Here is a 21,417-nt window from a genome sequence, read left to right as displayed (position 1 = left end):
AGAAAAACGGCGCTTTACGCGCCGCCGAGTAGGGATTATTTGCCTGCCGCCAGGGCGTCCAGGGCTTCGCGGATGCCGGGTACCGCCAGGGCGCGGTTATCGGCGCGATAGCGATCTTTCGCCGCCGGCGCCGAGCTTTGGATGGCGATAAGTTGCCAGCCGTCGGCGGTTTTCAGCAGCAGCGGCGAACCGCTGTCGCCCGGCAGGGTATCGCACTGATGCGACAGCACGCCTTGTTGAGCCCAGCCGGTCACCTTGCAGTTTTGGTGGCTGTAGAGATCATCCAGATGATCTTCCGGGTAGCCTGCCTGGGTTATCAGCCTTTTGGCCTGTTTCAGCGCCTGGGTCAGCGCTTTGCTGTCGCCTTGCCACAGCGGCAGCGGCGCGATCGGCAGCGGCTTCTTGTCTTTCAGCCGGATCAGCGCAAAGTCATAGGCGGCGGCGGCGGGCGGCACGATCCAGCCGTCACCGTCCGGCTTCAGCTTTTTGCCCAGCTTGCTGTCGACCAGGGTCTCGATATTGTCGGTTTGATACTGCCACGATTTATCGCCCGCCACGAAGCGCAGAGCGACGGCCTTATCCAATTGCCCCGGCGGTGCCAGCACGCAGTGACCGGCGGTCAACGCCAGATGCGGGGAGATCAGCGTGGCGGTACACAGATTGCCGCTGGCGGTTTCGACCTGGCCGATGGCCTGCCACGGCTGGGCGGCGGTATCCGTGACCTTGATTCGTTCATCTTTGCCAAAAAACAGGCGCGTTTGCTCGGCCTTGGACGGGCCGTCGGCGCGTGCCGCCTGGGAGGCAACGAACGGGAGTGAACACAGCAACAGTAAAACGGATATGCGCATAGATCTCTTGCCTGACAAATACGGATCATCCATAAACACACTGAATGCTAACTATAGACTGATTTAGCAGCCATGTGGATGGGCAATAATTGATTTTTCAATAATTTCCCGCCGGCGGCGCGGCAGGCTACAGATAAAAAAAGACGGCGATCAGTCCACAAAGGATCAGGGCGGTCAGAATGATCTCGAACAGGTAGCGGCGCAGCATCAATGAGAACCCCCCGATGAAAAAACACCCGGCGAACCGGGTGTCGTACACGTCAAGCCTGAAGCGGTGAGGGGACCCTCACGTCATTACGCTTTTTTGTGGCTGGCTTTTTTATGGTGCTTTTTAGCCGCCTGGGCTTTTTGCGCTGGGGCTTTCTTGCCGGCTTTCTTGTGATGCTTTTTGGCCGCCTGAGCTTTCTGTACCGGGGCTTTCTTGCCGTGATGTTTCACCTGAGCTTTAGCCGGCGCAGCGGTGGCGGTGGTTGCGGTAGCCGCAGGTGCGGTGGTGGCCGCCTCGGCAGCGAAAGCTACAGAAGACAGACCCATTGCAGCGGCAACAACCAGAGCTAATACTTTTTTCATCGTAAAATCCTCAATATGACTTTTGGGTATCAACCCCACTGCGGGGCCGTTGAGATGATAGTAGGCAAACGGCGCGCGGCTTTCCGTGAGTGATTGGTTTCGGCTTGTAACCTAATGTACAGGGCAGCGGCGGCAGGGGGGATTGCTGCTATAATGACCGTCAGGCGCGATAAAAGGGATTTAAAATGAACGAGATAACGGTTCGTTGTGGCGTAACTGAACAGGGTGAGGTGCCGCTGGCCTATGAGGACTGGGGCGATGAGACGCATCCGCCGTTGCTGCTCATCATGGGCATCGGCGCGCAGCTTTTGCTGTGGCCTGACGATTTCTGCCGCGCCCTGGTGGCCAAGGGATTTCGGGTGATCCGTTACGACAACCGCGACGTCGGGCTTTCCGGCAAGACGCAGGGGCAGCGCACGCAACCGTTGTGGCTGCTGATGTTGCGCGCCCAGCTCGGTTGGCAAACGCCGGTGCCTTATACCCTGGCGGATATGGCGGCGGACGCGGCGCATCTGCTCGATCATTTGCGTATTCCGCAGGCTCACGTGCTGGGCGCTTCGATGGGGGGAATGATCGCCCAGGTGCTGGCCGCCGACTACCCGCAGCGGATATGACGCTGCAGCAGCGCCATGAGGGGATGAAAGCCTTTTTACGCGCGCTTGGCACCGCGATGTATCCGCCGGAGGAGGCGGAGCTGGATGCGCTGGTGAAGCGGTTGTTGAAGCGGGGTGTGGATCCGGAAGGCATGCAGCGGCAGCTTTCCGCGCTGCTCGGCAGCGGTGATCTGCGTCGTTACAGTCGACGCATCGCCGCGTCGACGCTGGTCATTCACGGCGACCGCGATCGGCTGGTACGCAAGGCGGGCGGGGTGGCGATCGCCCGCGCAGTCGCCAACGCCGAATTACATATTATGCCGGGCATGGGGCATGACCTGCCCGCGTCGTTGAGGCCGCAACTGGCGGCGATGATCGCCCGTCATGCGCTGGGATGAAAGGCGGAGCGGTTTGGTGCTTTTTACTGTTTTAGTTACAACATACTCCTGGAAAGTAGCCACCCGACACTCTGCAGCCAAGGTGCTGTCGGCAAGAGTCGTGCGCTATGAAACACCATCAGGTCTAGCAGGGGGAAAATGGCGCGGCCGGGGCCGCGCCAGGGGGGATTACAGGTAGCGGTTTTCCAAATGTTGACGGAAGTAGCGCGGGTTGAGCGCTTCGCCGGTCGCGTTGGCGATCAGCGTTTCGGTCGGGAAACGGCTGCCGTGGCGCCAGATGTTATGCTGCAACCAATGGAAAAGCGGCTGCAGATTGCCGGCGGCGATATCTTCACTCAGCGATGGCAGCGCCTGACGCACGCTGTGGAACAGCTGCGCAGCGTACATCGCGCCGAGCGTATAGGTCGGGAAGTAGCCGAAGGCGCCGTCGGTCCAATGGATATCCTGCATGCAGCCGTTGCGATAGTTGCCGATGGTGTCGAGGCCCAGATACGCGTGCATCTTTTCATTCCACAGCGCCGGAATGTCCTCCACTTCAATGTCGCCTTCGATCAGCGCCTTTTCAATTTCGTAGCGCAGGATGACGTGAGCGGGATAGCTCACCTCGTCGGCGTCGACGCGGATCAGGCCCGGTTTAACCCGCTGATTGAGGCGAATGAAGTTGGCTTCTTCCAGCGCCGGCTGCTCGCCAAACTGCGCGGTGACCAACGGACGCAAGATTTTCAGGAACTCATTGCCACGCGCCAGCTGCATTTCAAACAGCAGGCTCTGCGATTCGTGAATGGCGGTGGAACGGGCCAGAGCGACCGGCTGGCCGAGCAGATCGCGCGGCAGATTCTGTTCGTAACGGGCGTGGCCAGTCTCGTGCACGATGCCGAGCAGCGCGGTCAGAAACTCTTTGTCGTTGTAACGCGTGGTGATGCGCACATCTTCCGGCACGCCGCCGCAGAACGGGTGCGCGCTGACGTCGACGCGGCCATTGTCGAAGTTGAAGCCGAGCAGTTTCATCACGCTCAGGCTCAGCTGGCGTTGGGTGTCCACATTGAACGGGCCCTGCGGCGCCTGGCAGGGTTCGTTGGCCTGTTTGGCCACCACGCGCTGCAGCAGATCCGGCAGCCAGGTTTTCAAATCGCCGAAGATACGGTCAAGATCGCTGCTGCGCATGCCCGGCTCATACAGATTGAGCAGGGCGTCGTAACGGCTGGTGCCGGCCGCCTGCGCGCGGATTTGCGCTTCTTCGCGGCTGAGCTTGACCACTTCGCGCAGATTCTCGGCGAAGCCATCCCAGTCGTTGGCCGGGCGCTGGGCGCGCCAGGCGTGTTCGCAGCGCGCACCGGCCAGCGATTTGGCTTCGACCAGGGAGGCCGGCAGCAACACGGCGTCCTCATATTGGCGGCGCATCTCGCGCAGATTGGCGCGGTCGAGCTCGTCCAGAGTCTCTTGCTGCGCGCGATCCAACAGCGCGCCGGTGCTTTCCGCGGTTAAAATCTGGTGCTGCAGTACGCTCAGTTCGGCCAACGCTTCTGAACGCGCCTTGCTGCCGCCCGGCGGCATCATGGTTTGCATGTCCCAACCGGCGATGGCGGACAGGTGGCCGAAACGCGACAGCCGGCTAAAAAGCGCGCGCAGTTGATCGTAAGCAGACGTGTTGGAATGTGCAGATGTCATTATTATTCGGCTCCCAATTGATAATGGTCCGGCGGTATTACGCCAGATCGGCTTTTAAACTGAATGTCGGCTTCACCGGCCAGCAGAAGCGGAAGCTGGCGCCGCCGAGCGAACTGCCTTCAACGAACACCTGTCCCTGGTAGGCGACGGCGATGGAATGGACGATGGCCAACCCCAGCCCGCAGCCGCCGGTGGCGCGATCGCGGCTGGGATCGAGACGGACGAAAGGCTCGAACACCCGTTCGCGTTCTTCCGGCGGAATGCCCGGCCCGTCGTCTTCGACTTGCAAACAGGCGAGATCGCCGTCAAACCACAGGCCAACGCGCAGGCGCTGCTCGGAATAGCGCAGCGCATTGTTGACCAGGTTGTCGAGCACGCGTTCCATCAGGCGCAGATCGACGCCGCCGAAGTCGCCGACGTGCGGAATATCGAGCTGGATGTCGCGTTCCTGATGAATAAGACGGATATCATCGACCTTGTCCTCGAGCCACTTTGGCAGATCGATGGGCTCGATGTTTAACGCAACTTGCGGGCGGTCCAGACGGGCATAGGTCAGCAGTTCGTCGATCAGCGATTCCAGCTGGCCGATATCGCGGTTCAGCGCTTGCTGTTCGCTTTCGGACAGGTTATCGCTCATCTCGAGCCGGTAACGCAGGCGCACCAGCGGCGTGCGCAGCTCGTGAGCGATGCCGTCGATCAACTGTTTCTTGCTGGCGATCAGGGTGTTGACGTTGTCCGCCATCTGGTTGAATGCAACCCCGAGCCGGCTTAGGCTGGAGGTGGGGTCGAAATGGGTGCGCTCATCCAGATGCCCGGCGCCGAGGCGTTGGGCTGCGTTTTCCAGCTTGAGCAGATCTTGCCAGTGCGGCCGCATCCACAGGAACACCGGCAGCGCCAGCGACATGCCGATAAACACCAGCAACACCAGATCCAGCAGGCGCATCTGATGCAGGTAGAACAGATAAGGAATCGGGCCGACGACCAAGACATAGTGGCTGCGCGGGATGCGCTGCATGAAGGTGTATTGATCGTCGAGGGCGATGATCTCCCCCAGCCGCAGCCGTTTTTTCAGATCTTCGCTCAGTTCCTGTTTGCCGAGCGGTTCGATATGCAGTTTGAACGACAGGTTGAGATCCAGCGTGGCGATGGTTTTGTTCCAGTCCTTCAGCGGGATTTCGCGCAGCTCGCTGCGCATCAGGTACAGCGAGCTTTTCATCAGATCGTCCATCGACTGGCGGCCGGCGCGCTCGGCGGTCACTTTGTACACCAGGCCGACCAGCATCGCCATCACCAGAAAACAGACGAACAGCAACAGGAAGAACTGGACGAAAAGTTTTCTCATTGTTGCACCGATGCCCAGGCGTTAGGGGCGAACAGATAACCCTTGTTGCGCACCGTTTTGATGCGGAACGGTTCCAGCGCGTTGTCGTACAGTTTGCGGCGCAGGCGGGAGATCGCCACGTCGATGCTGCGGTCCATGCCGTCGTAGCTCACGCCGCGCAGGTTTTTCAGCAGCGCTTCGCGATCCATGATCTGCCCGGCATGGGTCGCCAGCTCCCACAGCAAATCGAAGTCCGAGGTGGACAGGGTGACGGTTTCTTCGCCGAGCGAGACCTGGCGGTTGACCGGATCGATGCACAGCAATCCGAAATGCAGCGCGTTGTGTTGCGTGAGCGGCTGAACCGACTCTTCTTTCGGCTGCTGGCTGTGTTGGCGCAGGTGCAAACGCAGGCGCGCCAGCAATACCGCCGGCGGCGTGGTTTTCAGGATGTAGTCGTTGGCGCCCATCTCCAGCGACAGGATATGGTTCATGTCGCTGTCGAGCGAGGTGAGCAGCACGATTGGGCCGGGGAAAGTGGGGCGCAGATCGCGGCACAGCGTCATGCCGTCTTTGCCGGGCAGCATGATGTCCAGCAGCACCAGATCGGGTTGCTCGCGCTCGATGCACGCCTGCGCGCTGTCGCCGCGCGGTTCGATCAGCACCTCGATATCGTGTTTGCCCAGATAGGCGGCAATCAGTTTGCCGACTTCCGGATCGTCTTCCACAAAAACAATTTTATGCATATGCCCGTGTTTTAATAAGAAAAGCGGATTTCAGCATAGCGCGGCCCGTGAAGATGCGCCATGCGGATCTTTAGCGCAGCGGACGGCCGCCGTCGACGCCGTGAGTGCGGCCGGTAACGTAGCGGCTTTCCAGCAGGTAGTTCACCAGATTGACCACTTCGCTCTCGCCCGGCGCCACCTTCATCAGCGATTTCGCCAGCGCCTGTTGGCGGTAGGCTTCATCGTCGCCCGGATTGAAAATGATCAGCGCCGGGGCGATGGCGTTGACCTTGACCTCCGGCGCCAGCTTGCGGGCGAACGAGCGGGTCATATTGTCCAGCGCGGCCTTGCTGGCGGCGTAGGCGATGTGCTTGTCGCTGCCTTTTTCCACCACGTAGTCGGTCAGATGGATAATGTCGGCACCGGCCTGGCCCTGGCCGGTCAGGCAGGGTTCGAGCAGCTGGTTGAGCAAATAGGGCGTGTAGACGTGAATTTGCAGCATCGCCGCCATCACCTGTTCCGGCGGCACTTCCGGCGATTCGGCTTGCCAGGCGCTGGCGTTGTGGATCACCGCGCGCAGCTTGGGCGCGACCTGCCGCACCTGGTCGGCGAAACGGTAGATGCCTTCATGGGTGGAAAAGTCGCCCTGAATGCAGCAGGCGCCCAAGGCTTGCAACTCGGTCATCGCCGGATATTCACTGCGATAGGCGATGATGACGGGAACGCCGCGCTGAAGAAACGCTCTGGCGAGCGCCAGCCCTATGCGCCGCGCGCCGCCGGTAATCAGCACCGGGGCGGAGTTGGGGTGTTCCATTGATTAAAGCTCCTGGACAGACTGGCAAACAATAGGGGAATTATGCCATCATACGGCGGAAAGTCGTTAAAGCTTCGCATGATTATCCATTTCTGGATGTAAGATCCCCAATGCATTTCAGGTTGCCGTCCGGCGGCGGCTTGAAAGACCACGGGTTAACACTGGCCATGAGAGGAATGAGGGGATGAACAGCAATCACCTTGCATCCATCGCGCGCAGTGAGAAAATCTGTTTCGACTACATGGATTTTCTGTCCGCATCGTGCAGGAAGCACTGGCGCTTTGTTGATGCTATTTATGGTGTGATGCCGATCTTCGGCATGGTGTTGAAATCGCGCGTGACCACGTCACAAACGCGCAAAGAGCAGTTGAAAGAGTTGGCGCTGCAGGTGGTGTCGACCCAGGTCAGCGATGAAACCAACATCGTTCGCCTGATTGACCTGGCGCAGCAGCAGGGCCTGGCGGTATTTGACATTCAGTTGCCTTATGCGCTGGAAACGCAACAGCTGGCGGCGATTAAGAAAGAGTGTGCGCAAGGCGTCGCGATCGCCCTGGTGGGTGAGCGCATGACCGTTACCCTTCCTCCTAAAAGCTGACCGGGCACATCGGCTCGGCCGCTCGCTCATGGTCAGGCCATTGGCACACCGCGATGCCCTGACCATGAGCGTGAAGTGTCACGCGGCGTGATGCCCGGCGGCTTCTAGAGCCGGGTTCCGGCATTGGGGCCGGAGCGCAGGGTATAAATACTGTCTATATGAATTAACACCGCGTATTTCGGCGGTTTCATCCCGTTTTTTTCTGCAAACGTCAGCGCATCGTCAAACGGCTTGCCCGTCTGGCACAGTTCGGGCGTGCCAACGAAGCGGTAACCGTCCAGCGCCTCGCGATCGATGACCACCACGGCCATTTTCGAGCCTTCCTTGATGTTTTGCAGCGTTTGGCCGCCGGTATTTTCGTTATAAATCAGCGTACGGTCATCATAGAGGCGCAAAGAGCGCTTGGGGCCGATATCCGGCACGCCGTTTGGGCTGCTGGTCGCCTGCACAGGCAGCTGCTTAGCCAGCATCTTCTTCATCTCGTCATTCAATTCATTCATTTGCCGATCGCTCCTCATGTCAGCGTGACGTTTTTAATGCACGGTGGCGGAATGGCTGGCGGCAGACGCACAGACGCTGGTTTCCGGCAGCCGGTGTTCGCGCAGTAAGTGCAGGGTTTCAATCCTGAAGCGCAGCAGGTGCCGTTCGGCGATCTGCTGCATCTGTTCGCACAGCGAGGTATCGCCCAGCAGCCCTTCGACGGCGACTCGGGCCTGATGCACGTGCAGTTCGACGCCGCGAAGGGGCTTTTGCCGCAGGCGCAGATGGGTGATGTTGTTGAATGTGACGATCAGCGCGGCAAGGGCAGATTCGAAAATATTGGGCGCTTCAAATCTGGCGGTATATTCCGCATTCAGCCAGGGTTTTTCGGCGATGATGGCCTGAGCGACCTCGAGCGCCTGTTGGTAGCTCGCCATCGCCTGGCGATCGTGCTGCTGATTAAACGCCGCGTTGCCCTCGGCGATCAGCGCTTCCCAGGTGGTAAATAAAGGTAATGCGTGTAGCAGTTTTTCAGCCATGAAATGCCTTCCATTTTCAGCCTGTCTTAACCCGCCTCCGACGCCTCTCGGCAGTGGGGCACTCGCGTCTTTACCGTTAATGCTTAGATGATAATGATAATTAATTGCATTTAAGATCGCAAGCGCGGCGCATGGCTGATGATGCAAAGGCAGAGGGAAAGAGGTAGAAGGGAAAGAGGCAATAATGCGGCTGACGGGCAGCCGCATTGGCAGGTCATCTTAGTGCAGCATAAACCAGCCGGCAGGCAGCGTGGCCACCAGCAGCAAGAGGATGCTGCCTTTTTCCAGGCGGTTCAGCAGATTGATATCGCGGTGGCCGCGGCGGGCATACATGAACACCAGCAGACCCGGCGCATACAGCAGCACCGACATCAGCAGATGCATCAGCCCCGAAGCGTACAGCAGCCACAAACCATAGATGCAGGCGCCGGTGGCGGCGAAGATCAGGCGTTTGTCGCGGCGGCGGTACGCCACCTTAAACAGAAACGCGCCGACCAGGAAATAAGGCACCAGGATCATTTCCGAAGCGATGGTCAACAGCGAGTTGTAGTTGCTGCCGGTCAGCCAGATCAACACCAGCGCCAGCTGTACGGCGATGTTGGTCAGCCACAGCGACGAGGACGGGGCGTGATGGCGGTTCTGCTTGCCGAATACGCGTGGAAACGCACCGTGCTGCGCGGCCAGCAGCGGCACTTCCGCCGCCATGATGGTCCAGCTCAGGTAGGCACCGCAAACGGAAATGATCAGACCGGCGGCAATGAGCACGTCTCCCCATGGGCCGATCAGTTCCACCATCAGCACCGCCATCGACGGGTTGCGCATTTCGGCCAGTTCGCTGCGCGGCACCACGCCCAGCGACAGCAGCGTGACCATCAGATACACCGCCAGCGCCGACAGTACCGCCAGCATGGTGGCGCGGCCCACGTCTTTTTTATTGCGGGCGCGGGCGGAAACCACCACGGCGCCTTCCACGCCGATAAACACCCACAGGGTGATCAGCATGGTGTCCTTGACCTGTTCCCATACCGGCTTGCCGAGGGCGACACCCTTGAAATCCAGCGTAAACACGTCCATTTTGAAGGCGATCGCCGCCAGAACGGCGAACATGCCCAGCGGCAGCAGCTTGGCGAGGGTGGCCGCCAGGTTGATGCTGGCGGCGGTTTGCACGCCGCGCAGCACCAGCGCGTGCACGATCCACAGCAGGGCGGATTCGGCGATCAGCGCCTGCCAGGTATTGCCGTCACCGAGAATAACGTCGCCGCCGCGATCGGTGAAAATACTCAGCGCCGCGAACACGATCACCAGATACGAAACGTTGGCGATCACGGCGCACAGCCAGTAGCCCCAGGCGGAGCAGAAGCCCATCAGCTCGCCGAACCCTTCTTTAGCGTAGGTGAAGATGCCGCCGTCCAGATCCGGACGCAGACGCGTAAGCAGCAGCATGGCGAAGGCCAAAAACAGAATGCCGACGCCGGTGATCCCCCAACCCAGCAACAGTGCGGCGGGGCTGGCGACCTGCGCCATATTTTGCGGCAGACTGAACACGCCGGCGCCCAGCATTGAGCTGAGCACCAAAGCGGTTAGCGCGGTAAGACCGAGTTTTTTTTCCAATGACGGATCCTGAACGCAGAATAAACAACTGGAAGGGAACTGCTTGGCGGCAACAATGTGTTAACAACCACTGCGCGAATAGACAATAGCCCTAAAAATTGGCGCAAATTCTACGGAGGGATGATTAGAGATGCAATGATTGAATATGCGGAATTTACAAAAAACTATTCAACGGTGGGCGAAAAGAGCGGCAATAAAAACGGGCAGCTCAAGGGCTGCCCGATGGTAAACCGAAAAGCGGGTTTTATTTGAACAGATCGGCGCTGACGGTCAGGTTGCCGCCGCTCTTGTTCTGCCACTGGCGAGTGACGTGGTAGTACTTGGCGCCTTTCTCGGCCGCGCGTTTCGCCACTTCGGTAGACACGTCGGTCATGCTGTTGAAGTGGCCGGTGAAGGTGACGGAATCGAACGGCACCATCTGCGCGGCGGTCACGTTGTTCACTTCCTGGATCTTGGTGCCGTTAGGCAGCGTGACGGTATAGCGCTGGCCGGTAGAGGACTGGGTTTCGAAGAAACGGCCCACGTCGCGGCTTGGCGAACCGGAAGACGCGACGCCAGGAATTTCGACTTTCGCGGCTTCGGCGCCACCGGCGGCCAGGGCGGCGCGGCCGGCGTCAGAGTCGGCCGGGATGGCGTCCGGGCTCTGCACACGGCGTTTCGGCGCATCGGCCTTATAGATGTACGCGGTGACGAACTGGTTGCCGCCGGAGTTGGCGTCAACCTGGCGCACGATAAAGAACGAGGCGGCGCCTTTTTTCTTCGCTTCTTTGGAGATGGCGTCGTTGATGTCCGGCTGGCTGCGGTAGAAGCCGCTGACGCTCACGGTATCGTAAGGCTCCAGCAGGTAGGCTTCATCTTTAGGCAGTTCATTCACGCCGTTAAATACGCGGTATTTTGGTGTTTTGCTCACTTCTGGCGCATCTTTATGATAAAGGTCTGCGGTGACGCGCCAGTTGCCGCCGTTGTTGCTGTTGTTGGTGTCCTGGATATAGAAGGAATCGGCACCCAGTTTGTCTGCACGGCGGGATACGGCGTCGACGGCTTCATTGATGGCATTGAAGCGGCCGGTAATCGTGATGCGATCAAACGGCTTCAGCGCCGCTGCTTTCTCAGGAGTTAACTCTTGCGCAGCTTGAGCAGACAGCGCGGTGAGTGATAACAAGGCTGACGCGATGATCGTGGTCTTCAGCTTCATAAAAAATCCTTTCGCCTAGCGCATTAACGTTTATAACGTACTGAACTGTTTAAGTGTAATTCAGCCGTCGATTATTACATGTAATTCTGAAAACTGTCTCAGCATTTTATGTTATCCCGTGCGACAAATCGCCGAAGGTGACGCGGGTCGCACGGATGGCGCCGCCGTCATAAGTTTCCATAATAACGGCTTTGGTGTCATTAATGTTAATTATTCACAAAATGATAACTTTTATGCTTTTGCGCCGCGTGCGGCCATAAATCGTTACGCCGGGCGTAAACCTCTTGTTGCGCAGAATGTGCTGTTCTGTATGGATTTTTTCACTGTAAATTGCGATTTGTCATATCGCGCGCGGCGTTTTTATGTAAAAACAGGGCTGAATGCGTAAGCAATTATGGATCATCGACCTTATTTTCAGTAGGTTATAGTTGGCGCCTGAAATCAGTGCGAGCAAGTTAACGCAACGCTCGCCGGCGGCGCCGTGCTATGGGCAGGAAAATAATAAACATCATCCAAGACAGGTGAGAAGGGAACATTATGCGTATTGGTGTACCAAGAGAGCGGTTGGCCAATGAAGCCCGGGTCGCAGCCACGCCGAAAACGGTGGAACAACTGCTGAAGCTGGGTTTTACCGTCGCGATTGAACGCGGGGCGGGCAAACTGGCCAGTTTTGAGGACGTCGCCTATGAAGCCGCCGGCGCGGCGCTGGTCGACGAAAGCGAAGTGTGGCAGTCGGATCTGATCCTGAAAGTCAACGCGCCGCAAGACGACGAGATCGCCTTGATGCGTGAGGGCAGCACGCTGGTCAGCTTTATCTGGCCGGCGCAAAATCCCGAGCTGATGGCCAAGCTGGCGGCGCGCAACGTCACCGCGCTGGCGATGGACTCGGTACCGCGCATCTCGCGCGCCCAGTCGATGGATGCGCTGAGCTCGATGGCCAACATCGCCGGTTACCGCGCGATTGTCGAAGCGGCGCATGAGTTCGGCCGCTTCTTCACCGGTCAGATCACCGCCGCCGGCAAAGTGCCGCCGGCCAAGGTGATGATCATCGGCGCCGGCGTGGCCGGCCTGGCGGCGATCGGTGCCGCGGGCAGCCTCGGTGCCATCGTGCGCGCCTTCGACACCCGCCCGGAAGTGAAAGAGCAGGTGCAGAGCATGGGGGCGGAATTCCTCGAGCTGGATTTTGAAGAGGAAGCGGGCAGCGGTGACGGTTACGCCAAAGTGATGTCCGAAGCCTTCATCAAGGCCGAGATGGCGCTGTTCGCCGCGCAGGCCGCGGAGGTCGACATCATCGTCACCACCGCGCTGATCCCGGGCAAACCGGCACCGAAGCTGATCACCAAAGAGATGGTGGCGTCGATGAAGCCGGGCAGCGTGATCGTCGATCTGGCGGCGCAAACCGGCGGCAACTGCGAACTGACGGTGGCCGACACCATCACCGTGACCGACAACGGCGTGAAAATCATCGGCTATACCGATCTGCCGAGCCGCTTGCCGACCCAATCTTCGCAGCTGTACGGCACCAACCTGGTTAACCTGCTCAAGCTGCTGTCGAAAGAGAAGAACGGTGAGATCGACATCGATTTCGACGATACGGTGATCCGCGGCGTCACCGTGGTGCGCAGCGGTGAAATCACCTGGCCGGCGCCACCGATCCAGGTTTCCGCCCAGCCGAAAGCGGCACCCGCCGCCGCACCGGCCGCCAAACCTGAAGCCAAACCGACCTCGCCGTGGCTGAAGTACGGCCTGATGGCTCTGGCGATCCTGCTGTTCGGCTGGCTGGCGGACGCGGCGCCGAAAGAGTTCCTGTCGCACTTTACCGTGTTTGCGCTGGCCTGCGTGGTCGGTTACTACGTGGTCTGGAACGTCAGCCATGCGCTGCATACCCCGCTGATGTCGGTCACCAACGCGATCTCGGGGATTATCGTGGTCGGTGCGCTGCTGCAGATCGGGCATGGCGGCTGGGTGAGTTTCCTCTCCTTTATCGCCGTGCTGATCGCCAGCATCAATATTTTCGGTGGGTTCACCGTCACTCAGCGCATGCTGAAGATGTTCCGCAAGAACTAAGGGGTAGCAAATGTCTGGAGGATTGGTTACAGCTGCATACATTGTTGCCGCTATTTTGTTTATTTTCAGCCTGGCGGGCCTGTCGCGCCACGAAACGTCGAAACAGGGCAACCTGTTCGGCGTCGCCGGTATGGCGATTGCGCTGATCGCCACCATTCTCGGGCCGGATTCCGGCAACGTCGGCTGGATCATCATCGCCATGATCATCGGCGGCTCGATCGGCGTCTATCTGGCGAAAAAGGTCGAGATGACCGAAATGCCGGAACTGGTGGCGGTGCTGCACAGCTTCGTCGGCCTGGCCGCGGTGCTGGTCGGCTTCAACAGCTACCTGGATCACGGCGCGCCGATGGAGCCGGTGATGGCGAATATCCATCTGACCGAAGTGTTTCTCGGCATCTTTATCGGCGCCGTGACCTTTACCGGTTCGATCGTCGCTTTCGGCAAGCTGCGCGGCATCATCTCTTCCAAGCCGCTGATGCTGCCGAATCGCCACAAACTGAACCTGGCGGCGCTGGTGATCTCGTTCCTGTTGCTGGTGGCATTTGTGCGTACCGACAGCGTGGGCTGGCAGGTAGTGACGCTGCTGCTGATGACGGCGATCGCGCTGGCGTTCGGTTGGCATCTGGTGGCGTCGATCGGTGGTGCCGACATGCCGGTGGTGGTCTCGATGCTCAACTCCTACTCGGGGTGGGCCGCCGCCGCGGCGGGCTTCATGCTGAGCAACGATCTGCTGATCGTCACCGGCGCGCTGGTGGGTTCTTCGGGGGCCATCCTGTCTTACATCATGTGTAAGGCGATGAACCGCTCGTTTATCAGCGTGATCGCCGGCGGTTTCGGTAGCGATGGTTCCTCTACCGGCGATGCCGAAGAGATGGGCGAATACCGCGAAACCACGGCGGAAGAGGTGGCCGAGCAGTTGAAGAACTCCACGTCGGTGATCATCACCCCAGGCTACGGCATGGCGGTGGCGCAGGCGCAATATCCGGTGGCGGAAATCACCGAGAAACTGCGCGCGCGCGGCGTGAAGGTGCGTTTCGGCATTCACCCGGTCGCGGGGCGTTTGCCGGGCCACATGAACGTGCTGCTGGCGGAAGCCAAGGTGCCGTACGACGTGGTGTTGGAGATGGATGAGATCAACGACGATTTCCCGGATACCGATACCGTGCTGGTGATCGGCGCCAACGACACGGTGAACCCGGCGGCGCTGGAAGATCCGCGCAGCCCGATCGCCGGTATGCCGGTATTGGAAGTGTGGAAAGCGCAGAACGTGATCGCGTTTAAACGCTCGATGAACACCGGCTATGCCGGCGTGCAGAACCCGCTGTTCTTCAAGGAGAACACCCAAATGCTGTTCGGCGATGCCAAAGACAGCGTGGAAGCGATTCTACGGGCGCTGCAGAAGTAATTGGGCAACAAAAAAATGGGCCGCTTAGCGGCCCATTTTTTATGCGCGAAGCTTAATCTTCGTCGTCGTGTTCATCATCTTCATCCGCCTCGATCGGGCAGGTGAAGTTTTCCGGTTTAATCACCAGCAGATCGCATTTCAGATGGTCGATCACATGTTCCGCCGTGTTGCCGATAAAGGCGGCCGAAATGCCGGTGCGGCCCAGGGTGCCCAGAACCACCACGCCGGCCTGCAGGTGCTCGGCCAGATCGGGGATGACCTCTTCCGGCAGGCCTTTCTCCACGTGGGTGAACTCTTCCTTGATGCAGAATTTCTGCCGCAGCGCTTTCATGGCGATCAGATGCTGGCCACGAATGGCATCGTTGTAGACGCTGGGATCGAAATCGGGCAGCTCGATGGCGATGTTGATCGGGGTAACGGGGTAAGCGCCAACCAGATGAACCTCGGTCTGATTGACGTTTTGCGCCAGTTCGACGGTTTCTTGCACCAGTTTGATATTGAGCGGATCGTGATAGGGCTCTTCGCTGGCCAGGTTGACCGCCACCAGCGCTTTACCGCCTTCCGGCCAGGGCTGGTCTTTCACCATCCACACCGGACAAGGGCATTTGCGCAGCAGGTGCCAATCGGTGGGGGTGAAGATCACTGACTCCAGCCGGTCGTGCTGGTGCGCCATTTTCAGCAACAGGTCATGTTGGCCGGAAAGCACTTCCTGAATGATGGCTTCGAAGGGGCGGTTATGCCAGACCACTTTGATTTCGATCGGCACGCCGTCGTTGAGATAGAAACGGCACTGCTCGTTGATCCAGGCGGCGCGTTGGCTGATCACACCTTGCCGCATCGCCGTTCTTTCGTCCGGGGAGAGCAGGGTCGTCATTTCGTAAGAGAAGTCATAAATGGGCAGGAAGGCTTTGATGCGCCCACCATTCCGTTTCACCAGGTACACGGCGCGACGCAATGCCGGCTGATCGTCCTGATTGGGGTCAATAGCCACCAGAAGATTCTGATACTTCGCCATAGGGCCTCCTTACAGCTGAAATCAACAGTCTGTTAATTTACAGAGTAACCCAACATTGAAAAACAGAACAACAACAGAAGCGTGCCGGATCAACAATTTCGGTGAAATGTTGATCCGGCAGGGGAATCAGGCGTTGACGGTCACGTTGATGCGTGGCGTGCCGGCCAGCACCGACAGTGCGTCGGCGTTTTCGATGGTGATGTATTTGCCTTTCACGCTGAGGATTTCGCTTTTCTGGAAGCGGCCCAGCAGGCGGCTGATGGTTTCCACCGTCAGGCCAAGGTAGTTGCCGATGTCGCCGCGGGTCATGGTCAAACGGAACTCGCGCGGTGAGAAGCCGCGCTCCGCGAAGCGGCGCGACAGGTTATAAACGAACGCCGCCAGGCGCTCTTCGGCGTTTTTCTTCGACAGCAGCAGGATCATGTCCTGGTCGCCTTTGATCTCGCCGCTCATCAGTCGCATGATCTGCTGACGCAGGTTAGGCATTTTGCCGGACAGATCGTCGAGGGTCTCGAACGGGATCTCGCACACCATCGAGGTTTCCAGCGCCTGAGCGAAACTCGGGTGCTTCAGACCGCCGATGGCGTCGAAGCCGACCAGGTCGCCCGCCAGATGGAAACCGGTGATCTGCTCATCGCCTTGCTCGGTGATGGTATAGCTTTTGATGGTCCCGGAACGGATCGCGTACAGCGATTTCAGCTCGTCGCCGGCCTTGAACAAAGTCTGGCCTTTCTGGATGGGCTTCTTTCTCTCGATAATGTTGTCGAGCTGGTCCAGCTCGTGGGCATTAAGGGTGAAAGGAATGCACAGCTGGCTGATGCTGCAGTCCTGGCAATGGATCGCACAACCACCAGACTGGATACGACGAATCACGCGTTTTTCCGGGATCATAGATTACGCTCATTCAATAATTGATATGAGTCAATTTTAACATCTTTTGCTGCAGCTGATAAGGGTGGCATTAGCATGAATAGGGGTATTGTGTGCGAATTTTGCGCACACATGCCGCCGATTATTCTGTATCACGCTGACGTCGCTAGATTTATTTGGCACTTATGCGCAACGTGCGGTTGCCTTTTCGGCGTCGCGCGGCGTGGCGATCGTCGTGGGGCGGTTCTGCTGCGCGCATCGGCGAATTTTAGCGGCGTGAATCAATCATCGTTTGACACATCTGCTGGCGAAAGCTTGTCGCATTCATCTGAATCCCCACCGCAAAGCCGCGCCACGCCGGCGTTAAGCTGAAGGTCAGAAAGGCAGGTGAACTATCCTGTTCGGGAGCGGATGATGAAAAAGCGCATACTGTTGATGGCGGCCGCGGGGGTGTTGATGACGGCCAGCGCCGCCGCCTTCGCCCACGGCTATTACGGCCACGGTTACTACCGGCACGGTTACTACTATGGTGGGCCGCGCGTGGTGATTGGCGTGCCTTGGGGGCCGCCGCCTCTCTACTATCCGCCGCCGCCGGTAGTGTATGTCACGCCGCCGCCGCCGCAGACCTATATCGAAAAGCCGCCGAGTTACGCTTACTACTGCCGCCGGCCGGCGGGCTATTACCCGCAGGTGCCGCGTTGTCCCGACGGTTGGATGAAAGTGGTGCCAGACGGTTCGTTATCCCGGTGATCCCAGGTGGTGCGTGATGAAACACTCTTTTGCTTTCCCGATAGTGGCGCTGGCCGGGCTGTTGGCCGGCTGCGTCTCTGCGCCTTCCGGGCCGGAGGTGACGGTATTGCCCGGCACGGGAAAAAGCTACGAACAGTTCAATCGCGATGAGGCGATTTGCCGCGGCTATGCGCAAAACAGCCTTGGCGGCGGCGCGCAAACGGCGGCCAATTCGGCGGCGGGCACCGCAGTGGCGGGCACGGCCGTCGGTGCGGCGGCGGGGGCGTTGATCGGCGCTGCATCCGGTCATGCCGGCCCCGGCGCGTTGGTCGGCGCCGGCGGTGGGTTGTTGGTCGGCAGCGCGATGGCCAACAACTCGGCCTGGCGCAGCAGCGACGATCTGCAAGACAGCTACGATACCGTGTATACGCAATGCATGTACGCCAAAGGCAACAAGGTGCCGGTGGCCTATGGTTACGGTGACGCCAGCTCATCGCCGGTGCCGCCGGACTACTATCCCGCCGCCCCGGCGGATGGCGTGCCGCCGGATTATGTGCCGCGTTAGCGCGAGAGCAGATCCTGCGGCAGGTAACCTTCGTGTTGCAGCAGCCACTGTTTGCGCTGTACGCCGCCGGCATAGCCGGTCAACGCGCCCTGAGAGCCGATGACCCGGTGGCAGGGGACGACGATGCTGATCGGATTGGAACCGTTGGCCATGCCGACCGCGCGCGAAGCGGTCGGGCGGCCGATGCGTTGCGCCAGCTGGCCGTAGGTCAGGATCTCGCCGCAGGGAATTTGGCGCAGCTGTTGCCACACGGTGCGTTGGAACTCGGTGCCGGCGGTCATCACCGGCAGCCGATCGATAATGCTCAGTTCCCCGGCGAAATAGCGCTGCATGGCGTCGGTCAACCCGCTTGGATCACGCTGGGCGCGCAGAGTGAAGCGATCGGCGCGGTAATGCGTATTCAGCAGCTTCATCAGGCGCGCTTCGTGATCGGTCCAGTCAACCGCCCGCAGGCGCCCCTGTTCATCGGCAATCAACACCAGTTCTCCCACCGGCGTCGCGGTACGATCAATCAAAAAAGTCTGCATCTGGATCACTCCTCGGTTTAGTGAGGCGATTATTGCATGAAAGCGGAGGAAGCGATGGCGGATTTCGGACATGCTGATGGGCAACCCTGGAGTTGCCCGAATAGTCGGCTCACGGTAAGGCGGGTAGTCATTGTTCAGTAAATTTATAAAATAAATTTATAAGTCATTGGGGCGGGGCATGACTTGTTGATTATTCAATCAAGCATTAACTCTTTGGGGTTATTTATAGCTGATGGTCACGCGTTTCAAGTGTGGGTCGTTATTTACTATCTCGCTGGTGACAGCGGAAACTAATTCTTTTGGCATTTCTTTTAACGAAGAGGAAATATAACCGTTGCGGTTTTCCGTCACCTTGCCGAAACAGTTGGAGATGAGTTGTTCATCCTGATGTTTGATGGTGCAGGCCGGCGTGGTGATGGCGCCGGTGAAGCGTACGACGCCGGAGGCGACCTGACTTCCGGGGAGCGCTTTTGCGTGCAGAGCGAAGGGCAGAATGACCAATGCGCTTAATACGGCTAAGTAATGGTTCATACGCTGTTCCTTTCAGAGTAAAAACACTGCCAATTAAAAACAAGCGTGCTTGTTTTTATCAAATAAGCTATTTCGCCTGGCGAAATAAAAACGAATGGGCAAAAATCCTACTGCCTGCATCCAATGAATTTGATAATAGGGAGGTAGGATGAGTAAAACCATGATTTGGATCATAGTGAAGGCCAGTTAATGATTTCCGGCGCGAGTGGGTGAAAAGGCTGTGATCGTTCTCTCAGGAAAGGCGGGAAGCGTGCGGCGTGTTCGCCCCCGCGTTGCGGCCGTATGAACCGGGGGCGATAGCGGGATTACAGCATGCCGCTGCTGCCGCAGATGCGGATCTTTTCCGCCACCACTTCTTTCATCGCCAGTTTGCCAGGGACGATGTATTTGCGCGGATCGTTGGCGTCCGGGTGCTGCGAAAAGTAGCTTTTTACCGCATCGGCGAAGGCAATTTTCAATTCGGTGGCGACGTTGACCTTACAGACGCCGAGCGAGATCGCTCGCTTGACCATCGCTTCCGGAATGCCGGAGGCGCCGTGCAGCACCAACGGCACGTCCACCTGCTCGCGGATCCGCGCCAGGCGCTCAAAATCCAGCTTGGGTTCGCCGTGGTACAGGCCGTGGGCGGAACCGATCGCCACCGCCAGTGAGTCGATGCCGGTGGCGGCAACAAACTCGCGCGCGGCGGCCGGATCGGTATAGAAGCTGTCCGCCGTATCGACGATCAAATCGTCTTCCTGCCCGCCCAGCCGGCCCAGCTCCGCCTCCACGCTGGCGCCGTAGCGGTGGCACAGGGCGACCGCGGCGGCTACCTTGGCGATGTTCTGTTCGAACGGCAAGTGGGAGCCGTCGATCATCACCGAGCGAATGCCGCTTTTTACCTTGTGCTCAATGTCGTCCAGCTCTTCATGATGATCCAGGTGCAGCGCCAGCGGCAGATCGTAGCGGTGCGCGGCCGATTGGCAGATGCCGATCAGGTAGTCGGTGCCGGCATAGCTGAAGGTGCCGGGCGTGCCGGCCATGATTACCGGCGAGCGCAGTTCGGCGGCGGTCTCCGCCACCACCTGCACGGTTTCCAGATTGTGGACGTTAAACGCCGGCACGGCGTAACCCTGGCGCTGCGCCTTGAGCAGCATTTCTCGGTTGGCTATCAGATACATGGGATCTCCTTACAGCTCAGGGGAGGGAAAACGGTAAATTGTCACGCCTTTCACCACCCGGTTGACTTCACCGGTCGGGCACGGGTTGTCCGGGGTGAGCCCCAACCCCAGCGAACTCTCGAAGGCCAGCATCTGGGTGAACAGCAGATACGGGAACAGCAGCCAGATATCGTCTGCCGCGTTGTGCAGATTCAGCAGGGCATCGGACAGCGGTTGACGTTCGCCGGTCAATCCGACCAACTGCATCGCCAGCCCGTCGCGCTGCAGTTCGTTCCACAGGTCGCGGTCATACTGACGGGCGTAGTCGTCGTGGGAGAACATCAGCACCACCAAGGTCTGGCCGTCGACCATAAATTTAGGGCCGTGGCGCAGACCGAGCGGTGAGTCGTAGCGTGTCACGATTCGCCCGGCGGTGAGCTCCAGCATCTTGAGCGAGGCCTCTTCGGCCAGGCCGGTGAAGCAGCTGCCGCCGAGGGTGATGTAGCGGCGGAAGCCGCTGGCGGCCAGTGCCTTTACCTGCGGCTGCAGCGTTTCGCGCAGTTCACGGCAGCGCTGCACCATGGCGTGCAGCGGCGCCTGGGCGGCCTCAAGCGACATTGAGCCGAGCAGCAGCGCGGCGCTCAGCATCATGCAGCTGAAGCTGGAGGTCATGGCGAAGCTCTGATCGTTGGAGCCCTGCGGCATCACCAGCGAACAGACGTTATCGCGCCGATGCGCATACTGCGCCAGCCGGCTGTCCGGGTTGCACACCAGCATCAGGTGATAGCTTTCCGGCAGCAGCTGATCGGCCAGTTCCACCGTCGCCACGCTTTCCGGGCTGTTGCCCGAGCGGGCGAAGGACACCAGCAGCGTCGGCCGTTCAGGGTCGAGGAACTGCAGCGGGTTGGCGACGATATCGGTGGTGCCGTAGGCCACTACGTCGCGGCCGGTGCGTTCGCGCAGCCAGGGCGCCAGAGCCCGGCCGGCGAACGCCGAACTGCCGGCGCCGCACAGCACGATTTGCAGCCGAGGATTGGCCAACAGCGGCGCGAGGAACGGCTGCCACTGTGCCTGTTGATCCTGCAACTGCCGGTGCAGCGCCGCCCACAGGTCCGGCTGCTGCCAAATCTCTGCGGCAGTGTGCCAGGCGTTGCGCTGCTTCAGCCAATCCGCCTCGTAAGAGAAATACGCATTCATGATGACAACTCCTTAAAA

General features: G+C 59.3%; 24 protein-coding genes and 1 pseudogene. 8 read left to right on the top strand and 17 right to left on the bottom strand.

Features of this window, described 5'->3' with window-relative positions:
- Positions 1–35: 35 nt before the first annotated feature.
- The 3 genes from ATE40_RS09630 to asr form a co-directional block, all read right to left on the bottom strand.
- Complete coding sequence (locus ATE40_RS09630) at positions 36–848, bottom strand: trypsin-like serine peptidase (protein WP_019452648.1); 813 nt, start codon at positions 846–848, stop codon at positions 36–38.
- Between the two features lie 127 nt (positions 849–975).
- A complete protein-coding gene (gene ydgU, locus ATE40_RS25090) occupies positions 976–1,056 on the bottom strand; it encodes a small membrane protein YdgU (RefSeq protein ID WP_456301727.1) in 81 nt (26 codons plus the stop codon).
- An 86-nt stretch (positions 1,057–1,142) separates the two neighbouring features.
- Positions 1,143–1,418 carry an acid resistance repetitive basic protein Asr gene (asr, locus tag ATE40_RS09625; protein WP_025302975.1) on the bottom strand — a complete coding sequence of 92 codons (276 nt, stop codon included), beginning with the start codon at positions 1,416–1,418 and terminating at the stop codon, positions 1,143–1,145.
- Between the two features lie 185 nt (positions 1,419–1,603).
- Between asr and ATE40_RS25040 the strand changes: the two are divergent.
- Positions 1,604–2,409: pseudogene (locus tag ATE40_RS25040) on the top strand (alpha/beta fold hydrolase).
- Between the two features lie 168 nt (positions 2,410–2,577).
- On the opposite strand, the gene ATE40_RS09615 reads toward ATE40_RS25040, so the two are convergent.
- The 4 genes from ATE40_RS09615 to folM all read right to left on the bottom strand — a co-directional run bounded on the left by ATE40_RS09615 (position 2,578) and on the right by folM (position 6,934).
- Positions 2,578–4,077 carry a carboxypeptidase M32 gene (locus ATE40_RS09615; RefSeq protein WP_063919553.1) on the bottom strand — a complete coding sequence of 500 codons (1,500 nt, stop codon included), beginning with the start codon at positions 4,075–4,077 and terminating at the stop codon, positions 2,578–2,580.
- Positions 4,078–4,114: 37 nt separating this feature from the next.
- Positions 4,115–5,419: a two-component system sensor histidine kinase RstB gene (gene rstB / locus ATE40_RS09610; RefSeq protein ID WP_019452643.1), complete on the bottom strand. Its 1,305-nt coding sequence runs from the start codon at positions 5,417–5,419 to the stop codon at positions 4,115–4,117.
- The gene (rstA, locus tag ATE40_RS09605; RefSeq protein WP_063919552.1) at positions 5,416–6,141 is read right to left on the bottom strand and encodes a two-component system response regulator RstA; all 726 of its coding nucleotides are present in this window, start codon (positions 6,139–6,141) and stop codon (positions 5,416–5,418) included. The genes rstB and rstA overlap by 4 nt, the downstream gene beginning before the upstream one ends.
- 70 nt (positions 6,142–6,211) lie before the next feature.
- Complete coding sequence (gene folM / locus ATE40_RS09600) at positions 6,212–6,934, bottom strand: dihydromonapterin reductase (RefSeq protein WP_019452641.1); 723 nt, start codon at positions 6,932–6,934, stop codon at positions 6,212–6,214.
- A 184-nt stretch (positions 6,935–7,118) separates the two neighbouring features.
- On the opposite strand from folM, the gene ATE40_RS09595 reads away from it, so the two are divergent.
- Positions 7,119–7,529, top strand: a complete 411-nt coding sequence (locus ATE40_RS09595; RefSeq protein ID WP_063919551.1) for a hypothetical protein — start codon at positions 7,119–7,121, stop codon at positions 7,527–7,529.
- 104 nt (positions 7,530–7,633) lie between these two features.
- On the opposite strand, the gene ATE40_RS09590 is transcribed toward ATE40_RS09595, so the two are convergent.
- From ATE40_RS09590 to ATE40_RS09580, 3 genes are all read right to left on the bottom strand, one after another.
- On the bottom strand, positions 7,634–8,008 hold the full coding sequence (locus ATE40_RS09590; RefSeq protein WP_232094210.1) for a pyridoxamine 5'-phosphate oxidase family protein: 375 nt from the start codon (positions 8,006–8,008) through the stop codon (positions 7,634–7,636).
- Positions 8,009–8,062: 54 nt separating this feature from the next.
- Complete coding sequence (locus tag ATE40_RS09585; RefSeq protein ID WP_063919550.1) at positions 8,063–8,548, bottom strand: hypothetical protein; 486 nt, start codon at positions 8,546–8,548, stop codon at positions 8,063–8,065.
- 219 nt (positions 8,549–8,767) lie between these two features.
- Complete coding sequence (locus tag ATE40_RS09580) at positions 8,768–10,159, bottom strand: amino acid permease (RefSeq protein WP_063919549.1); 1,392 nt, start codon at positions 10,157–10,159, stop codon at positions 8,768–8,770.
- Positions 10,160–10,216: 57 nt separating this feature from the next.
- Between ATE40_RS09580 and ATE40_RS24670 the strand changes: the two genes are divergently transcribed.
- On the top strand, positions 10,217–10,411 hold the full coding sequence (locus ATE40_RS24670; RefSeq protein ID WP_139285520.1) for a hypothetical protein: 195 nt from the start codon (positions 10,217–10,219) through the stop codon (positions 10,409–10,411).
- Here ATE40_RS24670 and ydgH read toward each other — a convergent pair.
- Positions 10,404–11,354: a DUF1471 family protein YdgH gene (gene ydgH, locus ATE40_RS09575; RefSeq protein WP_019452635.1), complete on the bottom strand. Its 951-nt coding sequence runs from the start codon at positions 11,352–11,354 to the stop codon at positions 10,404–10,406. The two genes, ATE40_RS24670 and ydgH, sit on opposite strands and share 8 nt — an antisense overlap.
- A 118-nt stretch (positions 11,355–11,472) precedes the next feature.
- Between ydgH and ATE40_RS24665 the strand changes: the two genes are divergently transcribed.
- The 3 genes from ATE40_RS24665 to pntB all read left to right on the top strand — a co-directional run bounded on the left by ATE40_RS24665 (position 11,473) and on the right by pntB (position 14,826).
- On the top strand, positions 11,473–11,742 hold the full coding sequence (locus tag ATE40_RS24665; RefSeq protein WP_156785422.1) for a hypothetical protein: 270 nt from the start codon (positions 11,473–11,475) through the stop codon (positions 11,740–11,742).
- Positions 11,743–11,891: 149 nt separating this feature from the next.
- The gene (gene pntA / locus ATE40_RS09570) at positions 11,892–13,421 is read left to right on the top strand and encodes a Re/Si-specific NAD(P)(+) transhydrogenase subunit alpha (RefSeq protein ID WP_004938288.1); all 1,530 of its coding nucleotides are present in this window, start codon (positions 11,892–11,894) and stop codon (positions 13,419–13,421) included.
- A 10-nt stretch (positions 13,422–13,431) separates the two neighbouring features.
- A complete protein-coding gene (gene pntB, locus ATE40_RS09565) occupies positions 13,432–14,826 on the top strand; it encodes a Re/Si-specific NAD(P)(+) transhydrogenase subunit beta (protein ID WP_025159771.1) in 1,395 nt (464 codons plus the stop codon).
- A gap of 52 nt (positions 14,827–14,878) precedes the next feature.
- Here the strand turns inward: pntB and uspE are convergent, their stop codons facing one another.
- Both uspE and ATE40_RS09555 read right to left on the bottom strand, forming a co-directional pair.
- Entirely contained in the window at positions 14,879–15,841 is a 963-nt protein-coding gene (gene uspE / locus ATE40_RS09560; protein ID WP_019452632.1) for a universal stress protein UspE, read from the bottom strand.
- Between the two features lie 126 nt (positions 15,842–15,967).
- On the bottom strand, positions 15,968–16,732 hold the full coding sequence (locus tag ATE40_RS09555) for an FNR family transcription factor (RefSeq protein WP_004938278.1): 765 nt from the start codon (positions 16,730–16,732) through the stop codon (positions 15,968–15,970).
- Between the two features lie 393 nt (positions 16,733–17,125).
- Between ATE40_RS09555 and ATE40_RS09550 the strand changes: the two genes are divergently transcribed.
- Both ATE40_RS09550 and ATE40_RS09545 read left to right on the top strand, forming a co-directional pair.
- On the top strand, positions 17,126–17,461 hold the full coding sequence (locus tag ATE40_RS09550) for a hypothetical protein (RefSeq protein ID WP_019452631.1): 336 nt from the start codon (positions 17,126–17,128) through the stop codon (positions 17,459–17,461).
- Positions 17,462–17,477: 16 nt separating this feature from the next.
- Positions 17,478–18,005, top strand: a complete 528-nt coding sequence (locus tag ATE40_RS09545) for a glycine zipper family protein (RefSeq protein ID WP_019452630.1) — start codon at positions 17,478–17,480, stop codon at positions 18,003–18,005.
- Here the strand turns inward: ATE40_RS09545 and ogt are convergent.
- The 4 genes from ogt to ATE40_RS09525 form a co-directional block, all read right to left on the bottom strand.
- Entirely contained in the window at positions 18,002–18,532 is a 531-nt protein-coding gene (gene ogt / locus ATE40_RS09540; protein WP_063919548.1) for a methylated-DNA--[protein]-cysteine S-methyltransferase, read from the bottom strand. The two genes, ATE40_RS09545 and ogt, sit on opposite strands and share 4 nt — an antisense overlap.
- A 219-nt stretch (positions 18,533–18,751) precedes the next feature.
- Positions 18,752–19,063 carry a hypothetical protein gene (locus ATE40_RS09535; RefSeq protein ID WP_019452628.1) on the bottom strand — a complete coding sequence of 104 codons (312 nt, stop codon included), beginning with the start codon at positions 19,061–19,063 and terminating at the stop codon, positions 18,752–18,754.
- A gap of 305 nt (positions 19,064–19,368) precedes the next feature.
- Positions 19,369–20,223 (bottom strand): tagatose bisphosphate family class II aldolase, encoded by an 855-nt coding sequence (locus ATE40_RS09530; RefSeq protein WP_063919547.1) that lies wholly within the window; start codon positions 20,221–20,223, stop codon positions 19,369–19,371.
- Between the two features lie 9 nt (positions 20,224–20,232).
- A complete protein-coding gene (locus ATE40_RS09525) occupies positions 20,233–21,399 on the bottom strand; it encodes an SIS domain-containing protein (protein WP_063919546.1) in 1,167 nt (388 codons plus the stop codon).
- Between the last annotated feature and the right edge of the window lie 18 nt (positions 21,400–21,417).

The organism is Serratia surfactantfaciens, from assembly GCF_001642805.2.
Classification (GTDB): Bacteria; Pseudomonadota; Gammaproteobacteria; order Enterobacterales; family Enterobacteriaceae; genus Serratia; species Serratia surfactantfaciens.
This window is presented reverse-complemented; position numbering and strand designations above follow the sequence as displayed.